This is a genomic window from Pseudopedobacter beijingensis, assembly GCF_042678145.1.
GTDB lineage: Bacteria > Bacteroidota > Bacteroidia > Sphingobacteriales > Sphingobacteriaceae > Pseudopedobacter > Pseudopedobacter beijingensis.
Genome location: NZ_JBHUDG010000015.1, coordinates 92154 through 113498, shown reverse-complemented (window position 1 = coordinate 113498; position 21345 = coordinate 92154). Strand labels below are relative to the sequence as shown.

Genomic DNA, 21345 nt, shown 5'->3' with positions numbered 1-21345 from the left:
ATGATTAAGGATATTTTAAATCACACAAGAGGAGACAGATGGATCTGGTTGATCATCATTTTGTTGTCATTACTGTCCGTTTTGGCGGTTTACAGTGCAACTGGTACCCTGGCTTATAAAAGAGGTGTAGGTTCAGAATCCTTAATGTTTAAACACTTTCTGTTTATAGTCATCGGTTTTGTGCTTATTTATTTTGCGCATTTGCTTAATTATAGGTATTACGCAGGTATTTCAAAGATACTTATGATTATTACCATTCCTCTATTGTTATATACTTTGGTATTTGGTAGTACAATGAATGATGCAAGTCGTTGGATAGCTATTCCGGGGACAGGTCTTACATTCCAAACCTCAGATTTAGCTAAATTGGCATTAATCACTTTCCTGGCCAGAACCCTGACTAAAAAGCAGGAGAATATTAAAGATGTAAAAAAGGCATTTATTCCAATCATGGGATCGGTTTGTGTGATCTTTATTTTAATTGGATTGGCTAATCTTTCAACTGCACTGATGCTGTTTGGAGTAAGTATATTGATATTGTTGATAGGGCGTATCAGTTTCAGGCAAATAGCAACGGTATGTTTAGGGGGAGCTATATTGCTTTTGGTGTTGGTTTTCTTTGGGCCAAGAAGAGAGACCTATAAGTCAAGAATCAATGCATATTTCCATCCGGAGATGCAGCATTCAGATAAAACCTTTCAACAAGATCAAGCGAAAATAGCTGTAGCTACCGGAGGTTTTTTTGGAAAAGGTCCGGGCAATAGTACACAAAGAAATTTTTTGCCACATCCTTACTCGGATTTTATTTTTGCAATTATAATAGAAGAATACGGAATGTTTGGCGGGATAGTCGTTGTTAGCTTGTATCTGTTATTGATGTACAGGATAACCAGGATTGTTACGCAGGCCCCCAAAGCCTTTGGAGCCTTACTGGCGGCAGGGCTGGGTTTTAGTTTAACTATACAAGCTTTAGCAAATATGGCTGTAGCAGTTAATCTTTTTCCAGTAACCGGTGTGCCGTTGCCATTGGTAAGTATGGGAGGTACGTCTATACTTTTTACCAGCGTAGCTTTTGGTATTATACTGTCAGTAAGTAAAGATGTAGAAGATTATAAGTTGCAGCAGAAAAACAGTGCTAATCAAAACGATAAAATTATTGTAGGAGAGATTCCGGCAATGGGATAAATAATATTATTGTTGATCAAGAAGAGATAAATTAAAAAAAAATAACAGATATCGTAGAAGAAGGAATGTATATCAACTAAAAACAAACTGAAATTAATAACTAATAAAGGCATGGCAAAAAGAATAATCATTAGCGGAGGAGGAACAGGAGGACATATCTTTCCGGCGATAGCTATTGCCAATGCATTGAAAAAAGTAAATCCGGATATCGAGATACTTTTCGTAGGTGCTAACGGAAAAATGGAAATGGAAAAAGTTCCGGCTGCAGGTTATCAGATTATAGGTTTGGATATACAGGGTTTTCAGCGAGATAACCTGTTGAAAAATGTGTTATTGCCATTAAAAGTAATTAAAAGCGTTACAAAAGCATTAGGAATTATTAAAGATTTTAAGCCGGATGCAGTAGTTGGAGTAGGAGGTTATGCATCAGGACCATTGCTTTATGCCGCTCACCTAAAAAAAATACCAACATTAATACAGGAGCAAAATAGTTATGCCGGCATAACCAATAAATTCCTGGCAAAAAAAGCAAGAAAAATATGTGTAGCTTTTGATAATATGCATGCGTTTTTTCCTGCTGATAAAATTATAAAAACAGGAAATCCCGTTAGAAAAGAAACGATTAATATAGAAGGGAAAAGAGAAGAAGCAGCGCAGTTTTTTGAGTTAGATCCTGTACAGAAAACAGTATTGGTGTTGGGAGGAAGTTTAGGTGCAAAGACACTAAATGATAGCCTGACAGCGGGGATAGAAAGCTTTAAAAAAGAAAATATACAGGTGATATGGCAAACCGGAAAATACTATTATAGAAGTATTATCGAGAAATTTGGGAATCAACCCAAGGACAACGGAGTCAGAATACTTGAGTTTTTAAATAGAATGGATTATGCTTATGCCATGGCAGATGTAATCATATCCAGGGCAGGGGCAGGAACAATATCAGAGCTTTGTCTGGTGAAAAAACCGGTGGTTTTAGTGCCGTCACCAAACGTAGCAGAAGATCACCAAACCAAAAATGCAATGGCTTTGGTAATCGAGCATGCAGCCGTTTTGGTAGCCGATAGACATGCTGAAGCAGAATTGGTGGATCAGACAATAAAGTTATTGAAAGACGATGCAGAAATGCAGCAGCTTTCTAAAAATATTTCAGCATTGGCATTGCCGGAGGCTGATGAAGTTATAGCAAAAGAAGTTTTATCAATAATAAAAAATGGTTAATCTGTCCGACATAAGGAAAGTATATTTGGTAGGTATCGGAGGTATCAGTATGAGCAGTCTGGCTCGTTACTTTTGTCAGAGAGGCTGCGAAGTGGCGGGTTACGATAAAACTTCAACAGTATTAACCAGAGAGTTGGAGGCAGAAGGAATTCCAGTTATCTACGAAGATAATCCTGAACAAATTCCCACGCAATATAGAGAAACAGACCCGTCAGTATTAGTAATTTATACTCCGGCTGTACCAAAAGATGCTGCGGTATATAGGTTTTTTGTAGATCAGGGTTTTGAGCTCTATAAAAGATCTCAGGTTCTGGGCATATTGTCTAACGGAATGTTTACCATAGCTGTGGCAGGAACACATGGGAAAACAACAACAAGTAGTCTTATTGCTCACTTGTTGCTAAATGGAGGGAATAAATGCTCTGCTTTTTTAGGTGGTATTTCGGGGAATTACGATACTAATCTGATAGTGGGCGAAAATAACGTGATGGTGTGCGAGGCTGATGAGTATGACAGGTCTTTCCTTACATTACATCCAGATATTGCTGTAATAACTTCTATGGATGCAGATCATTTAGATATTTATGGCGATAAAAGTCATTTGACCGATTCTTTTGAATTGTTTGCTTCACAGGTAACACCAACAGGAAAAATATTTCTGAAAAAAGGATTAGATGTTAAAAGAGGTGTTTCTACATATTCGGCAGAAGAAATAGCAGATGCTTATGCTAGCAATATCAGAATAGAAAATGGAGAATTTGTTTTTGATTTTATTAATCAGGAATTAGAAATTCCAAATCTGGTAGTGGGTTTGCAGGGACAGCATAATATTGAAAATGCAGTGGCAGCCATACAGGTTGCTCTGGTGATGGAGATTAGTGTAGAGAAAATACGAGAAGGACTCAGAAATTTTAAAGGCGTAAAAAGGCGCTTCGAATATGTGGTAAAAGAAGATGAGCATGTTTATATTGATGATTATGCTCACCATCCGGAAGAATTAAGAGCATGCTTCAAAGCAGTGCGAACTTTGTATCCGGATAAGAAATTTACTGCGGTTTTTCAGCCACATTTGTATACCCGCACAAGAGATTTTGCAGATGGGTTTGCAGAAGTGTTGGGTATGGTGGATGAGCTTATTCTTATGGAGATTTACCCTGCCAGAGAATTACCGATAGAGGGGATAGATAGTCGCTTTTTACTAGATAAAATTGTATTAGAAAATAAGAGATTGTTAACAAAAGAGGAAGTGTTGAAATTTGTTGAAAACACAAAACCAGAACTCTTGGTTACAGTAGGAGCAGGGAATATAGATACACTGGTAAAACCTATAAAAGAAACATACACAAATGCTTAAAAGGATAAAATGGAAAAATGTACTTTTTGTTTTTTTATGGCTGGTTAGCCTAAGTGGGCTAGTCGTGTTAATGAGTTTTATAGAAGTTAAAAAAAATGAAGCGATTTGTAAAGAAGTTAAAGTAATTTTGCCCGGAAATCAGTTCTTCCTGGAAAGAGCAGAAGTGGATGAAATACTTGCTTCAAAAAATGGATTATTAGTAGGTAGAAAGCTTAATAATATCAATTTACAAAGCTTAGAAGATAGGTTAAGAGCTAATCCTTTTGTAGAATATGCTAATGTTTTTTCGGACATGAACGGTATTATACAAGCAGAGGTTGTGCAGCGGACACCTGTCCTTAGGGTTTTTAATTTAGCAGGTCAAAATTATTACATTGACCAAAAAGGATTGAAGGTTCCAATCTCTAATCATTTTACAGCCAATGTAATAGCTGTAAATGGAGAAATACAGGAGGGTTTTGGCGGGAAAGTTGATACAGTTAGAACGAAGCTGATAAAGGACCTCTACAGGGTAGCAACATATATATCAAAAGATTCGCTGTGGAATAGTTTGTTTGTGCAACTGTACGTTAATGCTAAGAAAGATATAGAGTTGGTGCCAAGAGTAGGCAAACATAAGATTATTCTTGGAGATGCAAACGATATGGAAGACAAGTTTAGGAGGTTAATGGTTTTTTATAAAAAAGCTATCCCTTATGTAGGCTGGGATACCTATTCGACCATTAATTTGAAATTTGCAGGACAGATTGTATGTCTGAAAAGCGATTCCACCATTATCAGAATGGAGGCGGAAGAGAAAAGAGTAAGAGATAGTATTAGAAAAGAAGAGTTAAAAAAGAACAATATTTAGAAAAGGTTATATAATATGGAAAAAGGCATTACAACACAATCGAAAACTTCACCCATTGTAGTTGGTCTTGACATTGGTACCACAAAAATCTGTGTTATAGTTGGAAGAAGAAGCGATCACGGTAAGATTGAAGTGTTGGGCATGGGGAAGGCCGAATCGGCAGGAGTTACCAGAGGAGTGGTTTCTAATATAGCAAAAACCGTAAAAGCTATTGCACAAGCAGTGGAAGAAGGTAGTTCGCAATCTAATGTAGATGTGAAAATAGTGAACATAGGTATAGCGGGACAGCATATAAAAAGTTTGCAGCACAGAGGTATTTTAACCAGAAAAGATTTGTCTACTGAAATTTCTAAGAAAGATATAGACCGATTAATAGACGATATGTTCAAGCTGGCAATGAATCCGGGTGAAGAGATTATTCATGTATTGCCTCAAGAATTTACCGTAGATAACGAACCGGGAATAAAAGACCCTGTAGGGATGGCAGGTGTGCGTTTGGAAGCAAATTTCCATATTATAACCGGTCAGGTAACTGCCGTTAGAAATATTATGAAATGCGTAGATCAGGCCGATTTAGAAATTCAGGATCTGATTTTAGAACCTTTAGCCTCTTCAGAATCAGTATTAAGTGAAGAAGAAAAAGAAGCCGGAGTAGTATTGGTTGATATAGGTGGAGGTACAACCGATGTGGCTATATTTCATGAAGGTATTATCAGGCATACAGCTGTTATTCCTTTTGGAGGTAACAGTATAACAGAAGATATCAGAGAAGGATGTTCAGTAATGCGTAATCAGGCAGAACTGTTGAAAATCCGTTTTGGATCGGCTCTGGCAGAAGAGAATAAAGAGAATGAAATTATATGTGTTCCGGGATTAAGAGGAAGAGAGCCTAAAGAAATTTCAGTAAAGAACCTGGCATACGTTATTCAGGCTCGTATGGAAGAAATTATAGATCATGTTTACTATGAGATTAAATCTTCTGGTTACGAGAAAAAACTGATAGGAGGAATAGTAATTACCGGAGGTGGGGCACAACTAAAACATCTAGCTCAATTGGTAGAATACGTGACCGGATTAGATTGTAGAGTGGGTTATCCTAATGAACATTTAGCGAAAAACGAAGGGTTGCCTAAGAATATTTATGAAGATTTAAAAAGTCCGATGTACGCGACGGGTATAGGTTTATTGATTAAAGGAATCGATAAAATCGAAAGCGAGTTGCAATATAAAGACTATGTTCCGAAGGCTGTTTCTGTACCGCAAGAAGCTACTAAAAAGAACAGAGGATTGTTTGCTTCTTTGCTTGAAGGAACGAAAAGATTTATCAGAGATGATATCAGCGATCAGGAATATTTGAAGTAATTATCCACATTCAATAAGTTTTCCACATTATTCACAATTGTGGAAAACTATTGTGGAAAAATATTTATTATTACAAGAGTAAGAAATAAAAAAAGTAGGAGCGCTTAAAAGCTGATAATAAAGGATATGCAGTTTGAAATGTTAAAAGAAAAGTCATCAATAATCAAAGTTGTTGGTGTTGGTGGCGGTGGTGGTAATGCTGTAAACCACATGTACAGGCAGGGAATTACGGGTGTTGACTTCATAATCTGTAATACCGATGCTCAGGCACTGGAGTTGAGCCCTATCCCGAATAAGGTTCAATTGGGAGCTTCTTTAACAGAGGGAATGGGTGCAGGGTCTATCCCGGAAGTAGGGAAAAACTCGGCCATAGAAAATATCGACGATGTTAAGGATATGCTGGGTAATAATACACGTATGCTTTTCATCACTGCGGGAATGGGAGGTGGAACAGGAACCGGAGCAAGTCCAATTATCGCTAAAGCAGCAAAAGAATTAGATATATTAACCGTAGCTATTGTGACCACTCCGTTTTCTTTTGAAGGAAAACGCAGAAGGATGCAGGCGGAAGAAGGTTTAGAAGAACTGAAAAAATATGTAGATTCTTACCTGGTTATTTCAAACGATAGATTAAGAGAAATATTTGGAAACCTGACTTTAGGATCAGCTTTTGGTCAGGCGGATGATATATTAACTACAGCAGCCAAAGGTATCGCAGAAATTATTACAGTTCCGGGGTATATCAACGTCGATTTTAAAGATGTTAGAACCGTAATGAAAGATAGTGGCGTTTCTATTATGGGAAGCTACGCTGCGGAAGGAGAAAACAGAGCATTAAGAGCGGTAGAAGGGGCATTGCTTTCTCCGTTGTTGAAAGATAATGAAATAGAAGGTGCAAGGTATATTCTGTTGAATATTTCTTCAGGAGAGAAAGAAGTAACCATGGATGAGGTAAGTATTATTACCGACTTTATTCAGGATCAGGCAGGTTTATCTGCTGATCTAATTTGGGGTAATTGTTACGATCCATCTTTGGGCGATAAGATATCTGTAACTATAATAGCTACAGGTTTCCAGACTAAAGAAGAAAGGGTTGTTATCGAAGAAAATGCACCCAGAAAACAATATCTGACTTCTGATACCCCACTTATTCGCCCTGTAAACGAGTTGAATAAACCTATGCAGGCAGCTGTTCAAAATCAGGTAGATGAGGAAGTTATACAGCAACAACCTGTAGCGGTGTCACAACCTCAGCCAGAAGCAACAAAGCCTCAAAGTGATCTTTTTGGAGGAGTTTTTACAACGGAAAGAAAAGAAAATAAAGAGGTTATCAGGCATCATCTGATAGAAGAAGAACCAGAAGATAAACACGAAGAGGTTGAGACGGGAGGAATAGAGTTTAGCCTGAGAGTTTCAGAACCAGAAAGCTTTGATACTGTAAGACCTGTTCAGGAGAATAATGCTCCGGTACAGCCTGAACAACCAGAGAGCCAGCAACAGCCGTCATACGGGGTTGATGAGTATAAAACAGATGATTCTATAGAAGAGCAATTAAGAAAGTCTAAAGAAAGAATTTTGAGACTGAAAGATTTGAGTATGAAATTGCGTTCTACCACTGGTTTACAAGAACTGGAAAATGAGCCTGCTTATAAAAGAAAGCAGATGCAATTGAGAGAAGTTCCTCATTCTTCAGAATCACATGTATCAAGATTTACATTAAGCAATGAGGATGGTCAGACAGAGATCAGGCCAAATAATTCGTTCCTACACGACAACGTTGATTAATGATTAACCTATACAAAAGCCATTCAGATAAGAATGGCTTTTGTTTTAATTTTGCTATTCTCATAAAAAAGCAATTAAAAGAATAGTTACAGTACAAATCTTGTATATCAAATTACTTAGAGTAACTTTGCGAAAATTTAATATTAAACTAACAAGAGAAATAAATTGGATATTTTTGATAAGATAGCTAAGCACATGGGGCCAATAGGTCAACATCAGAAATGGTCTCATGGATATTTTTCTTTTCCTAAACTGGAAGGAGAAATAGCACCGCACATGAAATTTAAAGGAAAAGAGCATTTAGTGTGGAGCTTGAACAACTATTTAGGGTTGGCTAATCATCCAGAGGTAAGAGAAGCTGATGCTAAAGCAGCAGCAGAATTTGGAATGGCGTACCCTATGGGGGCAAGAATGATGTCTGGTAATACTAAATACCACGAACAACTAGAGCAGTCATTAGCTGAATTTACAGGTTTTGAAGATGCCTTTTTATTAAATTATGGATATCAGGGAATGCTTTCTATTATAGACTCTCTGGTAGATCGTAACGATGTTATAGTTTATGATGCAGAGTCGCATGCCTGTATTATAGACGGTTTACGCTTACATATGGGGAAACGTTATGTTTATACCCATAATGATATGGATAGCTTGCGTAAGCAACTGGAAAGAGCGTCTAAATTAGCTGAACAAACCGGAGGAGGTATTCTGGTAATTACCGAAGGTGTTTTTGGGATGTCTGGTGCACAGGGTAAGCTGAAAGAGATAGTGGCACTTAAATCAGAGTTTAACTTTAGATTACTGATAGATGATGCTCACGGTTTTGGTACAATGGGTAAAACAGGTGCCGGAACACATGAAGAGCAAGATTGTATAGAAGGTATAGATGTGTACTTTGGTACTTTTGCTAAATCTATGGCAGGCATAGGTGCTTTTGTAGCTTCAAACAAAGATATTGTAAGTTTCTTACGTTATAATATGCGTTCTCAAACCTACGCTAAAGCATTGCCAATGCCTATGGTATTGGGTTTGGTGAAAAGGTTAGAATTGTTGAGAACTAAGCCTGAATTAAAAGAAAAGCTTTGGACTATAGCAACTGCTTTACAAACAGGATTAAAAGCAAGAGGATTTGATATAGGTAACACCAATTCTGTAGTTACACCTGTATTCCTTAAAGGAGAATTGGAAGAGGCTACAGCTTTAACTTATGACTTGAGAGAAAATTATGGTATTTTCTGTTCAATTGTAGTATATCCGGTAATACCAAAAGGTTTGATCATGCTTCGTTTAATACCAACAGCTACTCATAGTCTGGAAGACGTAGAACGAACTCTTGAAGCTTATAGTGAAGTAGCCGAAAAACTGAAATCAGGTTATTACCAAAAGCATAAATTTGTAGAGGCTTAATAATCGAATCTATAGAACGTATATAATTTTGATAAAGAAAAAATAAAGGGAGCTTAAGCTCCCTTTATTTTTTTAATCGGAATAACAGTTTTCTTTTATACGCCAGATTTGGGTTTTCTGGCCCATTGATATTTTTCCAAATCAAAATTAAAAAAGTCTGGTTTGAATGTATCCGCCTTACTTATTTTCATTAACAGTTCATACGACTCAGGGTAAGGGGCTTCTAATAATGTTCCTTTTGCTACGTAGGGGAAACTTTCAACATAGGTTTCAATATTATTAGGAGAAATTCTTCTGTGGATATGTACCCTGTGCATTTTGCTGGGATGAGGTACACCTGCAGCGGCCATTAACTCGCAGGCGCTTCTTACCGTTTCTTTGTGGAAATTGGCAATTCGTTTATTTTTCTCAGCAACTACAAGTCCTCTCGCCAGCTCTGGGTTTTGAGTAGCAATCCCCGTAGGACAAGTGTTAGAATTACATTCTAAGGCCTGAATACATCCTAAAGCAATCATCATACCCCGGGCACTGTTACATAAATCGGCACCCAGTGCAAAGTTTTTGACAAGATCAAATCCCGTAGCAATTTTCCCGGAAGCAATAATCTTAATATGTTTTTTCAGGTCAAATCCCGTTAATGTATCATAAACAAAAGCTAGCCCATCTCTTAAAGGCATACCTACCGAATTAGAAAATTCCAGAGGAGCTGCTCCTGTACCACCTTCTCCGCCATCAACAGTTATAAAGTCGGGATAAATTTGTGTTTCTGTCATAGCCTTACAAATGGATATAAATTCATTTTTATGGCCCACACATAATTTAAAACCAATAGGTTTTCCCTGAGAAAGATCTCTTAATCTTTTAATGAACATAACCAGTTCCAAAGGTGTAGAGAAAGCCTTATGATAAGGAGGAGAGGCAACGTCTTTACCTAACTCAACGTGTCTTATACGCGCTATTTCCGGCGTTACCTTGGCAGCAGGTAAAATACCTCCATGTCCGGGTTTAGCTCCCTGAGAGAGCTTTATTTCGATCATCTTTACATTAGGATGTACAGATTTCTCTGCAAAAAGGTTGTCATCAAAATTTCCATCGCTTGTTCTGCAACCGAAGTAACCGGTACCCAACTGCCAGACGATATCGCCACCGCCTTGTAAATGATAATCACTAATACCGCCTTCACCAGTATTGTGTGCGAAATTTCCCATTTGAGCTCCCTGATTTAGGGCTAAAATAGCATTAGAGCTTAAAGAACCGTAACTCATGGCCGAAATATTGAAAATACTGGCATTGTAGGGTTGCTTACAATCTGGTCCGCCTATAAGTACACGGGGATCTTTGTTTATCTTGTCAAAATCTATAGCACTGATACTGTGGTTTAACCATTCGTAATTGTCATCATAAACATTCAACTGTGTACCAAAAGGAGTGGTGTCTAATTCTTTTTTTGCTCTTTGGTAAATGACGCTTCTGAAAATTCTGTTAAAGGGTCTTCCTTCTGTATCATTCTCTACAAAATATTGATAAACTTTAGGTCCCATCCCTTCAAGGACATAACGTAATCTTCCAAAAACGGGGAAGTTTCTACGGATAGCGTGTTTAGTTTGTATCAAGTCTGCAATACCTAAAAAAATTAGGGGTAAAATAAAGAGATATGCCCATAAAATACCTGGAGCAAAAAGTCCTATGACAAATATGACTACTACAATAAATAAAGACGACCAAATAAAAATTTGTCTCATACTAACGGAAATATTAGAATTTTAAAATAGTTAAAATGTTATTTTATCAATATAGTCAACCATTTTGGGATTATAAAGTTTTGTTAGATTTAAATAAAAACGACTATCTGAATAGCTGTAGGGCTACTTGGTTATTTTTATGATAGGAGTTTTTGGCTTGGCAAATGTGTCTTTTATAATATGTTCTTCATCAGTCTATTCTGTTTTGTTAAACTGCAAATCTCCGAGAATTTATCCGGAATATTGGCAAACCTTTTTGTCAAATGTTATTAGCATTTGCCGGATAAAACCCTTTGTTTTTATTAGGTATTTTGTTCTCTCTTAAAGCAATGGGGTTTTGATTGTTTTTCGCAAAAAGAATAGGTTGATTAACCTGTATTCAGGTTTTCTTTATATAGGGGGCTTAGTGTACTTTTTTATCGAAAACGCTGTATTTTATATCCTGTTTAAATGCAATAGACGCTGTTTTTGAATGAAGTTTTCTGGTGCATCGCTATAGTGTAGCTCCAATATAGCTATAGTCAAGCTATAAGAAAGAGGGCTTAGTGTATTTTTTGATCAAATTTATTGTGTGAATTTAGGTCTTATTCTAATCTTCTCCGGAGCAGAGGGATTTGGGAATTGTTTCTGTTAGATACGTTTAGTAGTTAGAAGTATTCTTCTCTTTTCTAACCATACAGATTGCTGGAGGGCGGAAGCGAGTTTGTAACCATATTTATGTCAGGACATTCGCGTAATTCATGAAGCGATAGGGACTTCTTATTTTCTTTTGGTAAGTAATGTAGGATGCAAAAAGGATTGTGGGTTAGATATAAATATTACTGTAACTAAAAAGGCGTCAAGATTATCTTAACGCCTTTTGCTATTTCTTAAAATATATGAAAATATTTACAGGGCTTCTGAAACAACTTCTTTTACTTCAGGTACCATTCTTTGTAAAAGGCTTTGGATACCTGATTTTAAAGTAATTGTTGATGAAGGACAACCGCTGCAAGAGCCTCTCAGTTCTACCGTAACTATACCATCTTCAAAAGATTTATAGCTAATAGCTCCGCCATCTTGTTCAACAGCAGGTTTTACATAATCGTGTAAGATTTGCTGGATTTTAATTTCCACATCAGAACCTTCAAATACCGTATCTTCTTCCTGTTTAGTCTGAACGGAATATTCTGCTTCAACAGCACCTTTTACAAATTCTTTTAGGATAGCTTCAATATCTGCCCATTCCGCATCTTCTGCCTTGGTTATGGTTACAAAGTTGCTTGCGAAAAATACGCCATTTACAAAGCTGAATTTGTACAATTCAGTAGCAAACTTAGATTCGCTTGCTTTTTCTTTTGTAGGGTAATCAACACTCCCATTAATCAATAACTTGTTTACAATGAATTTCATTGTATTAGGGTTAGGTGTCAATTCGGTATATACTGTGATGTTCATAATTTCAAAATTAATAAATCAAATGTACTAAGCTAATTGATTACTCTCTATTTTTGGATTTTGTTTTTACTAATATATGACTTAGAAAATTCCTGTATAATTACTTGGCGTAATTACCCGTAATTCAGCTTTTACATCCTCCGAAACTTCCAGGGTATTGATAAACTCACCAATAGTTTTGGCATTAATGCCTTCATTGGTTCTGGTTAGTGCTTTTAAAGCTTCGTAAGGGTTAGGATAATTCTCTCTGCGCAATATGGTTTGGATGGCTTCTGCTACCACCGCCCAGTTATTTTCCAGGTCTTTGTATATTTCTGTTTCGTTTAATAACAGCTTGTTTAAACCTCTGGTTGTGGATTTTAATGCAATAAGTGTATGAGCCAACGGAACGCCTATATTTCTTAAGACAGTAGAGTCTGTAAGGTCTCTTTGTAATCTGCTGACAGGAAGTTTTGCAGATAAATGTTCTAGTAAAGCATTGGCCAAGCCTATGTTACCTTCTGAATTTTCGAAATCAATAGGGTTTACTTTGTGTGGCATAGCAGATGAACCGACTTCTCCTGCTTTAATTTTTTGTTTGAAATAATTCATAGATATGTAAGTCCACATATCCCTGTCTAAATCAAGTATAATCGTATTTATTCTCTTTAAAGCATCAAAAAGAGCAGCCAGATTGTCGTAGTGTTCAATTTGAGTGGTGTATTGAGAGCGGCTTAAACCCAGTTGATTGTCTACAAAGTTATTGCCGAAATCTTGCCAGTTGATGTTTCCATAAGCTACAAAATGGGCATTAAAGTTACCTGTAGCACCGCCAAACTTAGCAGAAAAAGGCACTGCTTTTAATTGCTCAAACTGTTTTTCTAGTCTTTCAACAAATACAAGGATCTCTTTTCCTAATTTAGTTGGAGATGCAGGCTGGCCGTGGGTATGTGCCAATAGCGGAATGTTTGTCCATTCGTTGGCCAGATTTTTTAATAAAGAAATCAGACTGCTGATTTCCGGATTGATTACTTTTTCTAATCCTTCTTTTAAAAGATAGGGAATAGAGGTGTTATTAACATCCTGAGAAGTTAAGCCGAAATGGATAAACTCTTTATGCGCAGCTAATCCTAATTCATCAAATCTGTTTTTGATAAAATATTCTACGGCCTTTACATCATGATTAGTGGTTTTTTCGATCTCTTTTACTTCAAGAACATATTCTTCTTTAAAATCTCTATAAATATTACGTAACGCTTCAAATTTAGAGTGGTCGAAATCGCTTAATTGTGGTAAAGGAATTTGGCAAAGTGCAATAAAATATTCGATTTCAACAAATACCCGATATTTAATTAAAGCTGCTTCGGAAAAAAATTCGCCCAGTTGTTTGGTGGTATTGTAATATCTGCCGTCAATAGGAGAGACGGCATATAATGAGGATGAGATCATGATTTTTGTTTTTTGCGAAAATACAAAAAAAGAGTGTCTTATGCTATAAAAATGAAAACTTATAACTGTTTGTTTTGCTTATATCAAAAAAATCAGGGATAAAAAAGTAAACCCTCTTTTAGTGAATAAGCAGATGCCGAAACATTAGTTATTTGGGTACTGTTAAGCAGTGATTTTACCATTACGGATGACATCAGTATCATATCTGTTCTTAAGGGAATGAGCCCATTTATAAGTAATCGTTCCTGATGAGTGGAACAAATAAGTTTATCAATTAAGTGTATAAACTCTGTAAAGTCGAAATTATAATTAATAAGGTTAAGGTCTATTTCTTTGGCCGATAAAATAATATCACGATAGGAGTCAAAGGCACCGGCTGTACCAATTAATTCTGTAGGTTTAAAAGTGTTATAGGCTTTGAAAAACGGAGTTAAGGTATTTTGTAAATGGTTTTCAATGGATTTTAAATCCATTTCTTTTAATGGATCGCTATGGTAAAAATCAGAAAGTAGTCTGGCGGCACCTAGTCTAAAACTATCTTTCCAGAATATTTCTTGATTATTAGCAATGATAAATTCGGTGCTACCGCCACCTATATCTAATATTAATGAAGTACGTTCTGACAAAATATTTGCTGCCAATGCCCCTCTGTAAATATATAAGGCTTCTTCTTGTCCATCTATAATATCTACCTTTATTTGGGTGAGCTTAAAAATATCCTGGATAAAATTGGTTCCGTTTTGGGCATCTCTGATAGCTGCCGTCGCAGTAGCTTTAATATTGTTCACCGGATAATTATTTATAATTTCCCTGAATTCCTGGAGTGCTTCTATTCCTCTATGGTAGGCGGTGGGAATAATTTCACCGCGACTAATACCTCCTCCTTCACCTAGTTTTACAGGTATGGTTTTTCTGAAAATAACTTCTTTAGGATTATTGTTAACTTCCCCTATTAATAAGTGGAAAGTGTTGGTACCCATGTCTATTACCGCTTTCATAGCTTAATTATTTTGGATGTATAACCTATAGATTTATAGGTCCTAATTTATCGTTTATTATTCTCTAGTTACTGGTTCTAACCCTTAGCCTGATTCGTTATTTTTAGTTTATTATCCTTTTAGCCCTTGTACATAAACCATTTGAGCAATTCTTTATAGCTCGCTTTTTTTCCGTACATAAGTATGCCTACTCTATATATGCGTGAGGCGGCCCAGGTAGTTAGTACAAAACCAATAACTAAAACTATCATAGATAAAGCTAATTCCCATGCAGGTACACCAAAAGGGATTCTGATCATCATGGCAATGGGAGAGGTGAATGGGATTACAGAAAGCCAGAAAGATAAATTACTGTCGGGTTGATTTACAATAACATTCATACCTAAAATAAAAGTAAAAATAAGCGGAATAGTTATTGGAAGCATAAATTGCTGGGTTTCGGTTTCGTTATCAACTGCTGAACCTACAGCAGCAAACAAAGCACTGTATAAAAGGTAACCGCCAATAAAATAGAAAACAAAACAACTTAAAATATAGGAGAAATTTATTGTTTGTGCTGCCTTTACGAATGATTGTGTTGGATTTTCGTGTTGTTGAGGTATGGATTGCTCTGTTTCTGCTATTGTTTGCGGTTTTGTTAACTCGTGACTGGTAAATGCAGATATACTTCCTGTTAGGGCAATCCAAAGCATAAATTGTGTAAGTCCAACAGCACCTATACCAATGATTTTTCCAAGCATAAGCTGGAATGGTTTTACTGATGAAATGACTACTTCTATTATTCTATTGGTTTTTTCCTCTATTACGCCTCGCATAACCTGTGCACCATATATGAAGAGTGCCATATAAATAAGAAATGATGAGAGAAAACCCACGGCATAGGTTGCGCTAAGACTGGCATCTTGTTCGCCACTTTCGGTTAATTGTTTGGTGTTTAAATTGATTATATCTTTTGGGCTGTGAATTAAAGCAGTGTCAATTCCGGCTTCTAGTAACCTTTTATTATATAATATATTCTGTAGTTGATATTCTATTTCTGAGATATTTTTCAGGTTGGCTTTCTTTTCGGAAATAACTTCCATATTTCCGTTAGTCTCAAAATTTTTAGGGATGTAGAGCAAAAAAACATCTTTGTTTTTGATTGCTTCATTTTTAGCTTGTTGGTAATCCAGATCTGAATCATTAAACTTTAATGTTTGATGATCTTTTAGCTGATTTTTAAATACTCCACTTTCGTCAATAACGGTAAAGTGTTGTATTTGTCCGTCTGTGTTTTTATATATCAGAAAAATAGCGGCATACATACCCACAAAAAGTACGGGAACGAGAAAAGTAAGAATGAGAAAAGATTTTTTTCTTACCCGACTTAAATATTCTCTTTTTATAATGAGCAATATCTTTTGCATATCTGGAATTATTTAACGGTATTAAAGTTAGCAGGGGTATGTGCTTGTAGTCGGTCAATATGTTTGGGAAGCTTTAAAGTCATGAGTTTGTTTGTTTAACTTTTTGTATAAAGATGTCATTCATACTGGGAATCAGTTCTTCAAAATGCTGTATTTGTCCATATTGCATTAATTCGGTTAACAGATTAGTTGTGTTATAGGGAGCACTTAGTTTTGTGTATAGCTCTACTGTATTTTCTTTGTTTACCATTTGACTTATAGTGAAAGTTTTAGGTTGTATAAGAATGTCTACAGCTCCACTGTATATGACTTTATAGGAATTATCTTTGTATGCATTTCTGATATCCTGCACTTTACCATCCAGTATTTTTTTTGCTTTATGTATTAATGCAATACTGTGGCAAAGTTGTTCTACAGATTCCATCCGATGGGTAGAGAAGATGATGGTACTGCCATTTTTATTCAGCTCCAGTATTTCGTTTTTGATAGTTTCTGCATTTACAGGGTCAAAGCCAGAGAATGGTTCGTCTAAAATAATTAACTCGGGTTCATGGATTACTGTGGCTACAAACTGAACTTTTTGCTGCATACCTTTGGAAAGGTCTTCTACTTTTTTGTTCCACCAGTTTTCCATCTCCATTTTCTCAAACCAGTATTTTAGCTTTTTGAGGGTTTCTGTTTTTTTCATCCCTTTAAGTTGTGCAAGATAGAGTACCTGTTCGCCAATTTCCATTTTTTTGTACAGACCTCTTTCTTCAGGAAGGTAACCTATTTGGGCTATATGTTTTTGCTGTAGCTTTTCGCCATTAAAGAGAATAATACCCTCATCGGAGGCAGTAATTTGGTTAATAATTCTGATGAGTGAAGTTTTTCCCGCACCATTAGGACCTAGTAATCCGAAAATTTCACCTTTTTCAATCTCTATGCTGACGTTGTCAAGTGCTTTATGTTGTGAGTACTCTTTTACAATGTGTTGTATGCTTAACATAGACTGGTTTTAAGGAGATTGTATACTGCAAATATAGGATTGCATACATCATTAAAAAGAAAGGTTTGGATTGTTTTTTTCTCCGTTATAGGGTGTTTAGCTATTCTAAGCTATTAAGTAGAGCTTTTATCTGTAAAGAATGTGGCTTAGGTAAATGTGGATAGGGAGAAGAAAATATGTCACGTTACCGGATTTTGAATGCTATTGATACATTTTGGTTGTTGAAATAAATTGCTCCCGAAACAAAAAATGCTTCCTGTTACAGAAGCACTTTTTATAATTTATATCTTGTTTTTACTCAAAATACTCTTTCATTCTATCGAAGAAGCTTTTTTCGTTCTTACCTGGATTAGGTTTGAAGTTTTCTGAAGATCTTAATTTCTCCAAAAGCTCGCGTTCCTCATTATTTATATTTTTAGGGGTCCAGATGTTAATTTGCACCAATTGATCTCCTTTATGGTAAGAGTTTACTTCAGGGATACCTTTTCCTTTTAGTCTCAAGATTTTTCCGCCCTGAGTGCCCGGTTCAAGTTTTATTCTGGCTTTACCGTCAATTGTTGGGATTTCTACGCTGGTTCCTAATGCTGCATCCACAAAGCTAACATGCAGATCATAAATAACGTTAATGCCTTCGCGTTTTAGTGATTCGTGAGGTATTTCTTCTATAAGAATAATCAAATCTCCGGGAACTCCGCCTCTAGGTGCCGCGTTACCTTTTCCGCTCATGCTTAACTGCATCCCTTCACTTACACCAGCAGGAATATTGATAGATATCGTTTCTTCGCCTCTAACTACACCATCTCCATGACAGGCAGTACATTTAGAAGTAATTGTAGTGCCATCTCCGTTACAGGTAGGACAGGTGCTTGTGGTTTGCATTTGTCCTAAAATAGTATTGGTTACCCGTCTTACAGAACCTGTACCTCCACACGTTTTACAAGTTTGTACCGAGTTTTTATCTTTTGCACCAGAGCCATCACAGGTATTACAAACTACTTGTTTGTTTACTTTTATCTTTTTCTCTACACCATGGGCAATCTCTTCTAATGTTAGCTTAACCTTAATTCTAAGATTAGATCCGCGTTGTACTCTTCTGCTGCCACCACGGCCGCCGCCACCGCCACCAAAGAAGCTGTCGAAAGGACTGCCGCCGCCAAATATATCACCAAACTGGCTGAATATGTCTTCCATATTCATACCTCCACCACCGTAGCCACCGCCGCCAAAACCGCCCTGTGCTCCGGCATGACCAAACTGGTCGTATCTTTGACGTTTTTCAGCATTACTTAAAACTTCGTAAGCTTCTGCTGCTTCCTTGAAGTTTTCTTCTGCCACTTTGTCATCAGGATTTTTATCCGGATGGTATTTGATAGCTAGTTTTCTATATGCTTTTTTTATTTCGTCTGCTGTTGCAGATTTCGAAACACCAAGTATGTCGTAATAATCTCTTTTGCTCATTTTATATGTCGTTTACAATCTGTTGATAGTGCAGACTGTTATCCTCCTACTACTACTTTAGCGTAACGAATTACTTTATCATTTAAATAATATCCTTTTTCTAACTCATCAATCACTTTTCCTTTCATATCTTCTGATGGAGCAGGAATATTGGTTACTGCTTCGTGGATATCGGCATCAAAAGTTTCACCTCTGGATTCCATTGCTTTCAATCCTTTTTGTGTCAGTAATGATTTTAGCTTTTGATGTATTAATTCTACGCCTTCTTTCAAAGATGAAACATCCTGAGAATCTCCCATAGCTTTTTCTGCTCTTTCAAAATCGTCCAGAACACTTAACAAGGATACAATTACATCCTTACCCGCGGTTTGCAAAATATCAACACGTTCTTTTGAAGTTCTGCGTTTAAAGTTGTCAAACTCTGCATAAAGTCTTAGGTATTTATCGTTAGCTTCGGCAAGTTCTTTTTTTAACTTGTCTGCTTCGGATTCTTCTGCTTCAGGGCTAACGTTTGAATTGTCCGTTGCTTGTTCTTTATCGTTAGTATTGTCGATGTTCTCGTCAATGTTTTGCTCTTGCTGGTTTTCTTGCGTATTTTCTGCCATTTTGTTATTCTCCTGTTCTTCTAAATCGTTCTTTTTGTTAAATACTTTGAATTATTTAGCTCATTTTAGGTTTACCAAAACTTTGCCATAAAGTAAAAACAGTCAACATGTCAGCCTTTTTTGATGGTAGACTGTTCATTTGACTGCTTTTAATGTATGTTTTGATATTTAAACCGTAGCGTCTTCTATTACTTTTCCGTTCTCACATTTGATGATTCGGGAAGGGAAGGTTCTGATAATATGGTAATCGTGTGTGGCCATAATTACTGCTGTTCCGGCCTGACTGATTTGTCTGAGTAAGATGATGATTTCCTCAGAAGTTTCAGGGTCAAGATTTCCTGTAGGCTCATCTGCTAAAATCAATTCAGGATCATTGAGTAATGCTCTTGCGATAACAATACGTTGCTGCTCGCCACCGGAAATTTCATGGGGCATTTTTTTCATTTTACTGCGTAGACCTACCTTGTCAAGAACGTCTTTAATACGTTCGTCTATCAGGTTTCTGTCTTTCCATCCCGTAGCTTTCAAAACAAACTGAAGGTTTTGTTCAATTGTTCTGTCTGTTAGCAATTGGAAGTCCTGGAATACGATTCCCAATTTTCTTCTCAGAAAGGGGACTTCGGTGTCTTTTAATGTTTTTAATGGAAAGCCTACGGCATGACCATCGCCATTAGCAATATGAAGGTCGCCATACATTACTTTTAAAAGACTACTTTTACCTGAACCGGTCTGACCTATGAGATATACAAATTCACCCTTGTTAACATGAAGGTTTACCCCAGATAACACCAAGTGTTTTTGCTGAAAAATGTCAATATTGTTAAGTTGTATTACCGAGTTTCCTATCATTAGATGTCGAGTTTAAGAATTTTGCCAAAGGGTAATTCTTGTATTAAATTCATAATGTATTCAGCTTTATCTGCTAAACCAATTTTTTCCAAAGTTTTGTCGGGTCTGTCTACCCTAAAATAGGCTAAAAGCGTGAATTTCTCATCACGAAGTTGCACATAATCTGGTATTTTTGCTACTCCTTTTACTTTGATGATATACATAATTCCAAAGTTAGAATTTTTATCAGTTTAACGTAGATAAAAAGTTTAAAGTATCTATACCATCGGCATAATCCCATAATTTGGGTTGCTGACTGTTGCCGAAAGGGGTAGTGGCTATTTCAAAATCCTCATTGATATTTGTTACGCCTACTTGTATAAGGTTTTTTTTGCCCTGGATATCCTTTATAGTCTCGGAAAGGGAGGAATACTCTTCATAATAAATAACAGATAAAGGAGAACTTAAGGCTTCATTTTTTGAGACCAAGAGGAATCCGTTGTCTAAGTGTTCTACTTTATTGACTAAAAATATGGATTTATTATAGTCGTAGTTATTAGAATATTTATGGTGATTGATAATAGGCTGGAACTCTTCTATGGCTTCAAAAAATGGTACGAAATTATAACCTTTTGGAACGTATAGTTTTGATACATTTCTGCAACCCAAACCAAAATAGTCTAAGATGTCTCTGCCCAAACCTTTTAAATCTTCCGTTTTTTCTTCTCCGTTTAAAATAGCTATACTGTTTCTGTTTTTTCGGATAATGTGAGGAACTTTAGAGAAATAATACTCAAAATATCTTGATGTGTTGTCACTTCCTGTAGCTATTACAGCATCAAAATCTTTCAACTTATCAACAATAATGATTTGGTCTTTAAATGATGGTTCTATGCTGATTAATTTATTCAGTATATGCGGGATAAGTATATCGTCACTTGAAGACAGTTTAATCAAAGCAATATTTCCTGAAATTAATACAGCCAGAATGTCTTGAAAACCAACCATTGGAATGTTACCTGCAAGTGTAAGTCCTATTCTTTTTGGAGTGGTTCCAAAGTTGTAATCAGCAATCCATTCCACAAGATTTTCTTTGTTTAATAAACTACCGGTAGCTTTTATGGAAGTTGTAACCTGTTCTTCTGTAAACCAGGCATTTTTATTTTTTGCCTGTCTGATAATGTCAGCTAAGGTTTGTTCCGGTGATAAAAGATAGTCTCCCAATTGGGTCAGAGCAAGTATTTTTTGTTCTTTGTTAAAATTAGACATAGAATTGAAAATCAAATACTGTAAA

17 protein-coding genes and 1 pseudogene are annotated in these 21345 nt (G+C 36.3%); 7 read left to right on the top strand and 11 right to left on the bottom strand.

The genetic code is table 11. The features are described from left to right. From ACFSAH_RS09975 to ACFSAH_RS09945, 7 genes are all read left to right on the top strand, one after another. A complete protein-coding gene (locus ACFSAH_RS09975; protein ID WP_379662584.1) occupies positions 1–1185 on the top strand; it encodes an FtsW/RodA/SpoVE family cell cycle protein in 1185 nt (394 codons plus the stop codon). 111 nt (positions 1186–1296) lie between these two features. After that, the gene (gene murG, locus ACFSAH_RS09970; protein ID WP_379662583.1) at positions 1297–2403 is read left to right on the top strand and encodes an undecaprenyldiphospho-muramoylpentapeptide beta-N-acetylglucosaminyltransferase; all 1107 of its coding nucleotides are present in this window, start codon (positions 1297–1299) and stop codon (positions 2401–2403) included. Beyond that, the gene (gene murC, locus ACFSAH_RS09965; protein ID WP_379662582.1) at positions 2396–3757 is read left to right on the top strand and encodes a UDP-N-acetylmuramate--L-alanine ligase; all 1362 of its coding nucleotides are present in this window, start codon (positions 2396–2398) and stop codon (positions 3755–3757) included. The genes murG and murC overlap by 8 nt, the downstream gene beginning before the upstream one ends. Further along, complete coding sequence (locus tag ACFSAH_RS09960) at positions 3750–4607, top strand: cell division protein FtsQ/DivIB (protein WP_379662581.1); 858 nt, start codon at positions 3750–3752, stop codon at positions 4605–4607. Before murC ends, ACFSAH_RS09960 begins: the two co-directional genes overlap by 8 nt. Before the next feature lie 15 nt (positions 4608–4622). Then, on the top strand, positions 4623–5969 hold the full coding sequence (ftsA, locus tag ACFSAH_RS09955; protein ID WP_379662580.1) for a cell division protein FtsA: 1347 nt from the start codon (positions 4623–4625) through the stop codon (positions 5967–5969). Between the two features lie 126 nt (positions 5970–6095). Further along, on the top strand, positions 6096–7754 hold the full coding sequence (ftsZ, locus tag ACFSAH_RS09950) for a cell division protein FtsZ (RefSeq protein ID WP_379662579.1): 1659 nt from the start codon (positions 6096–6098) through the stop codon (positions 7752–7754). A 165-nt stretch (positions 7755–7919) separates the two neighbouring features. Next, positions 7920–9161, top strand: a complete 1242-nt coding sequence (locus ACFSAH_RS09945) for an aminotransferase class I/II-fold pyridoxal phosphate-dependent enzyme (RefSeq protein ID WP_379662578.1) — start codon at positions 7920–7922, stop codon at positions 9159–9161. A gap of 95 nt (positions 9162–9256) precedes the next feature. On the opposite strand, the gene ACFSAH_RS09940 is transcribed toward ACFSAH_RS09945, so the two are convergent. From ACFSAH_RS09940 to ACFSAH_RS09890, 11 genes and pseudogenes are all read right to left on the bottom strand, one after another. After that, positions 9257–10903 carry an FMN-binding glutamate synthase family protein gene (locus ACFSAH_RS09940; protein WP_379662577.1) on the bottom strand — a complete coding sequence of 549 codons (1647 nt, stop codon included), beginning with the start codon at positions 10901–10903 and terminating at the stop codon, positions 9257–9259. A gap of 888 nt (positions 10904–11791) precedes the next feature. After that, positions 11792–12340 (bottom strand): NifU family protein, encoded by a 549-nt coding sequence (locus ACFSAH_RS09935; protein ID WP_379662576.1) that lies wholly within the window; start codon positions 12338–12340, stop codon positions 11792–11794. 81 nt (positions 12341–12421) lie between these two features. Then, a complete protein-coding gene (gene purB, locus ACFSAH_RS09930) occupies positions 12422–13768 on the bottom strand; it encodes an adenylosuccinate lyase (RefSeq protein WP_379662575.1) in 1347 nt (448 codons plus the stop codon). A gap of 92 nt (positions 13769–13860) precedes the next feature. Beyond that, positions 13861–14766, bottom strand: a complete 906-nt coding sequence (locus ACFSAH_RS09925) for a Ppx/GppA phosphatase family protein (protein WP_379662574.1) — start codon at positions 14764–14766, stop codon at positions 13861–13863. Positions 14767–14885: 119 nt separating this feature from the next. Then, positions 14886–16172, bottom strand: coding sequence for an ABC transporter permease (locus ACFSAH_RS09920; RefSeq protein WP_379662573.1), 1287 nt, complete (start codon positions 16170–16172; stop codon positions 14886–14888). Positions 16173–16251: 79 nt separating this feature from the next. Then, positions 16252–17160, bottom strand: a complete 909-nt coding sequence (locus tag ACFSAH_RS09915) for an ABC transporter ATP-binding protein (RefSeq protein WP_379662572.1) — start codon at positions 17158–17160, stop codon at positions 16252–16254. A gap of 294 nt (positions 17161–17454) precedes the next feature. Further along, entirely contained in the window at positions 17455–18618 is a 1164-nt protein-coding gene (dnaJ, locus tag ACFSAH_RS09910) for a molecular chaperone DnaJ (RefSeq protein ID WP_379662571.1), read from the bottom strand. A gap of 38 nt (positions 18619–18656) precedes the next feature. Beyond that, positions 18657–19235: pseudogene (gene grpE, locus ACFSAH_RS09905) on the bottom strand (nucleotide exchange factor GrpE); the annotation flags it as partial. Between the two features lie 156 nt (positions 19236–19391). Next, positions 19392–20072, bottom strand: a complete 681-nt coding sequence (locus tag ACFSAH_RS09900) for a cell division ATP-binding protein FtsE (RefSeq protein WP_379662570.1) — start codon at positions 20070–20072, stop codon at positions 19392–19394. Further along, positions 20072–20275: a fructose-6-phosphate aldolase gene (locus ACFSAH_RS09895; RefSeq protein ID WP_379662569.1), complete on the bottom strand. Its 204-nt coding sequence runs from the start codon at positions 20273–20275 to the stop codon at positions 20072–20074. Before ACFSAH_RS09895 ends, ACFSAH_RS09900 begins: the two co-directional genes overlap by 1 nt. 22 nt (positions 20276–20297) lie before the next feature. Then, entirely contained in the window at positions 20298–21320 is a 1023-nt protein-coding gene (locus tag ACFSAH_RS09890; protein WP_379662568.1) for an acyl-CoA reductase, read from the bottom strand. Positions 21321–21345: the final 25 nt, after the last annotated feature.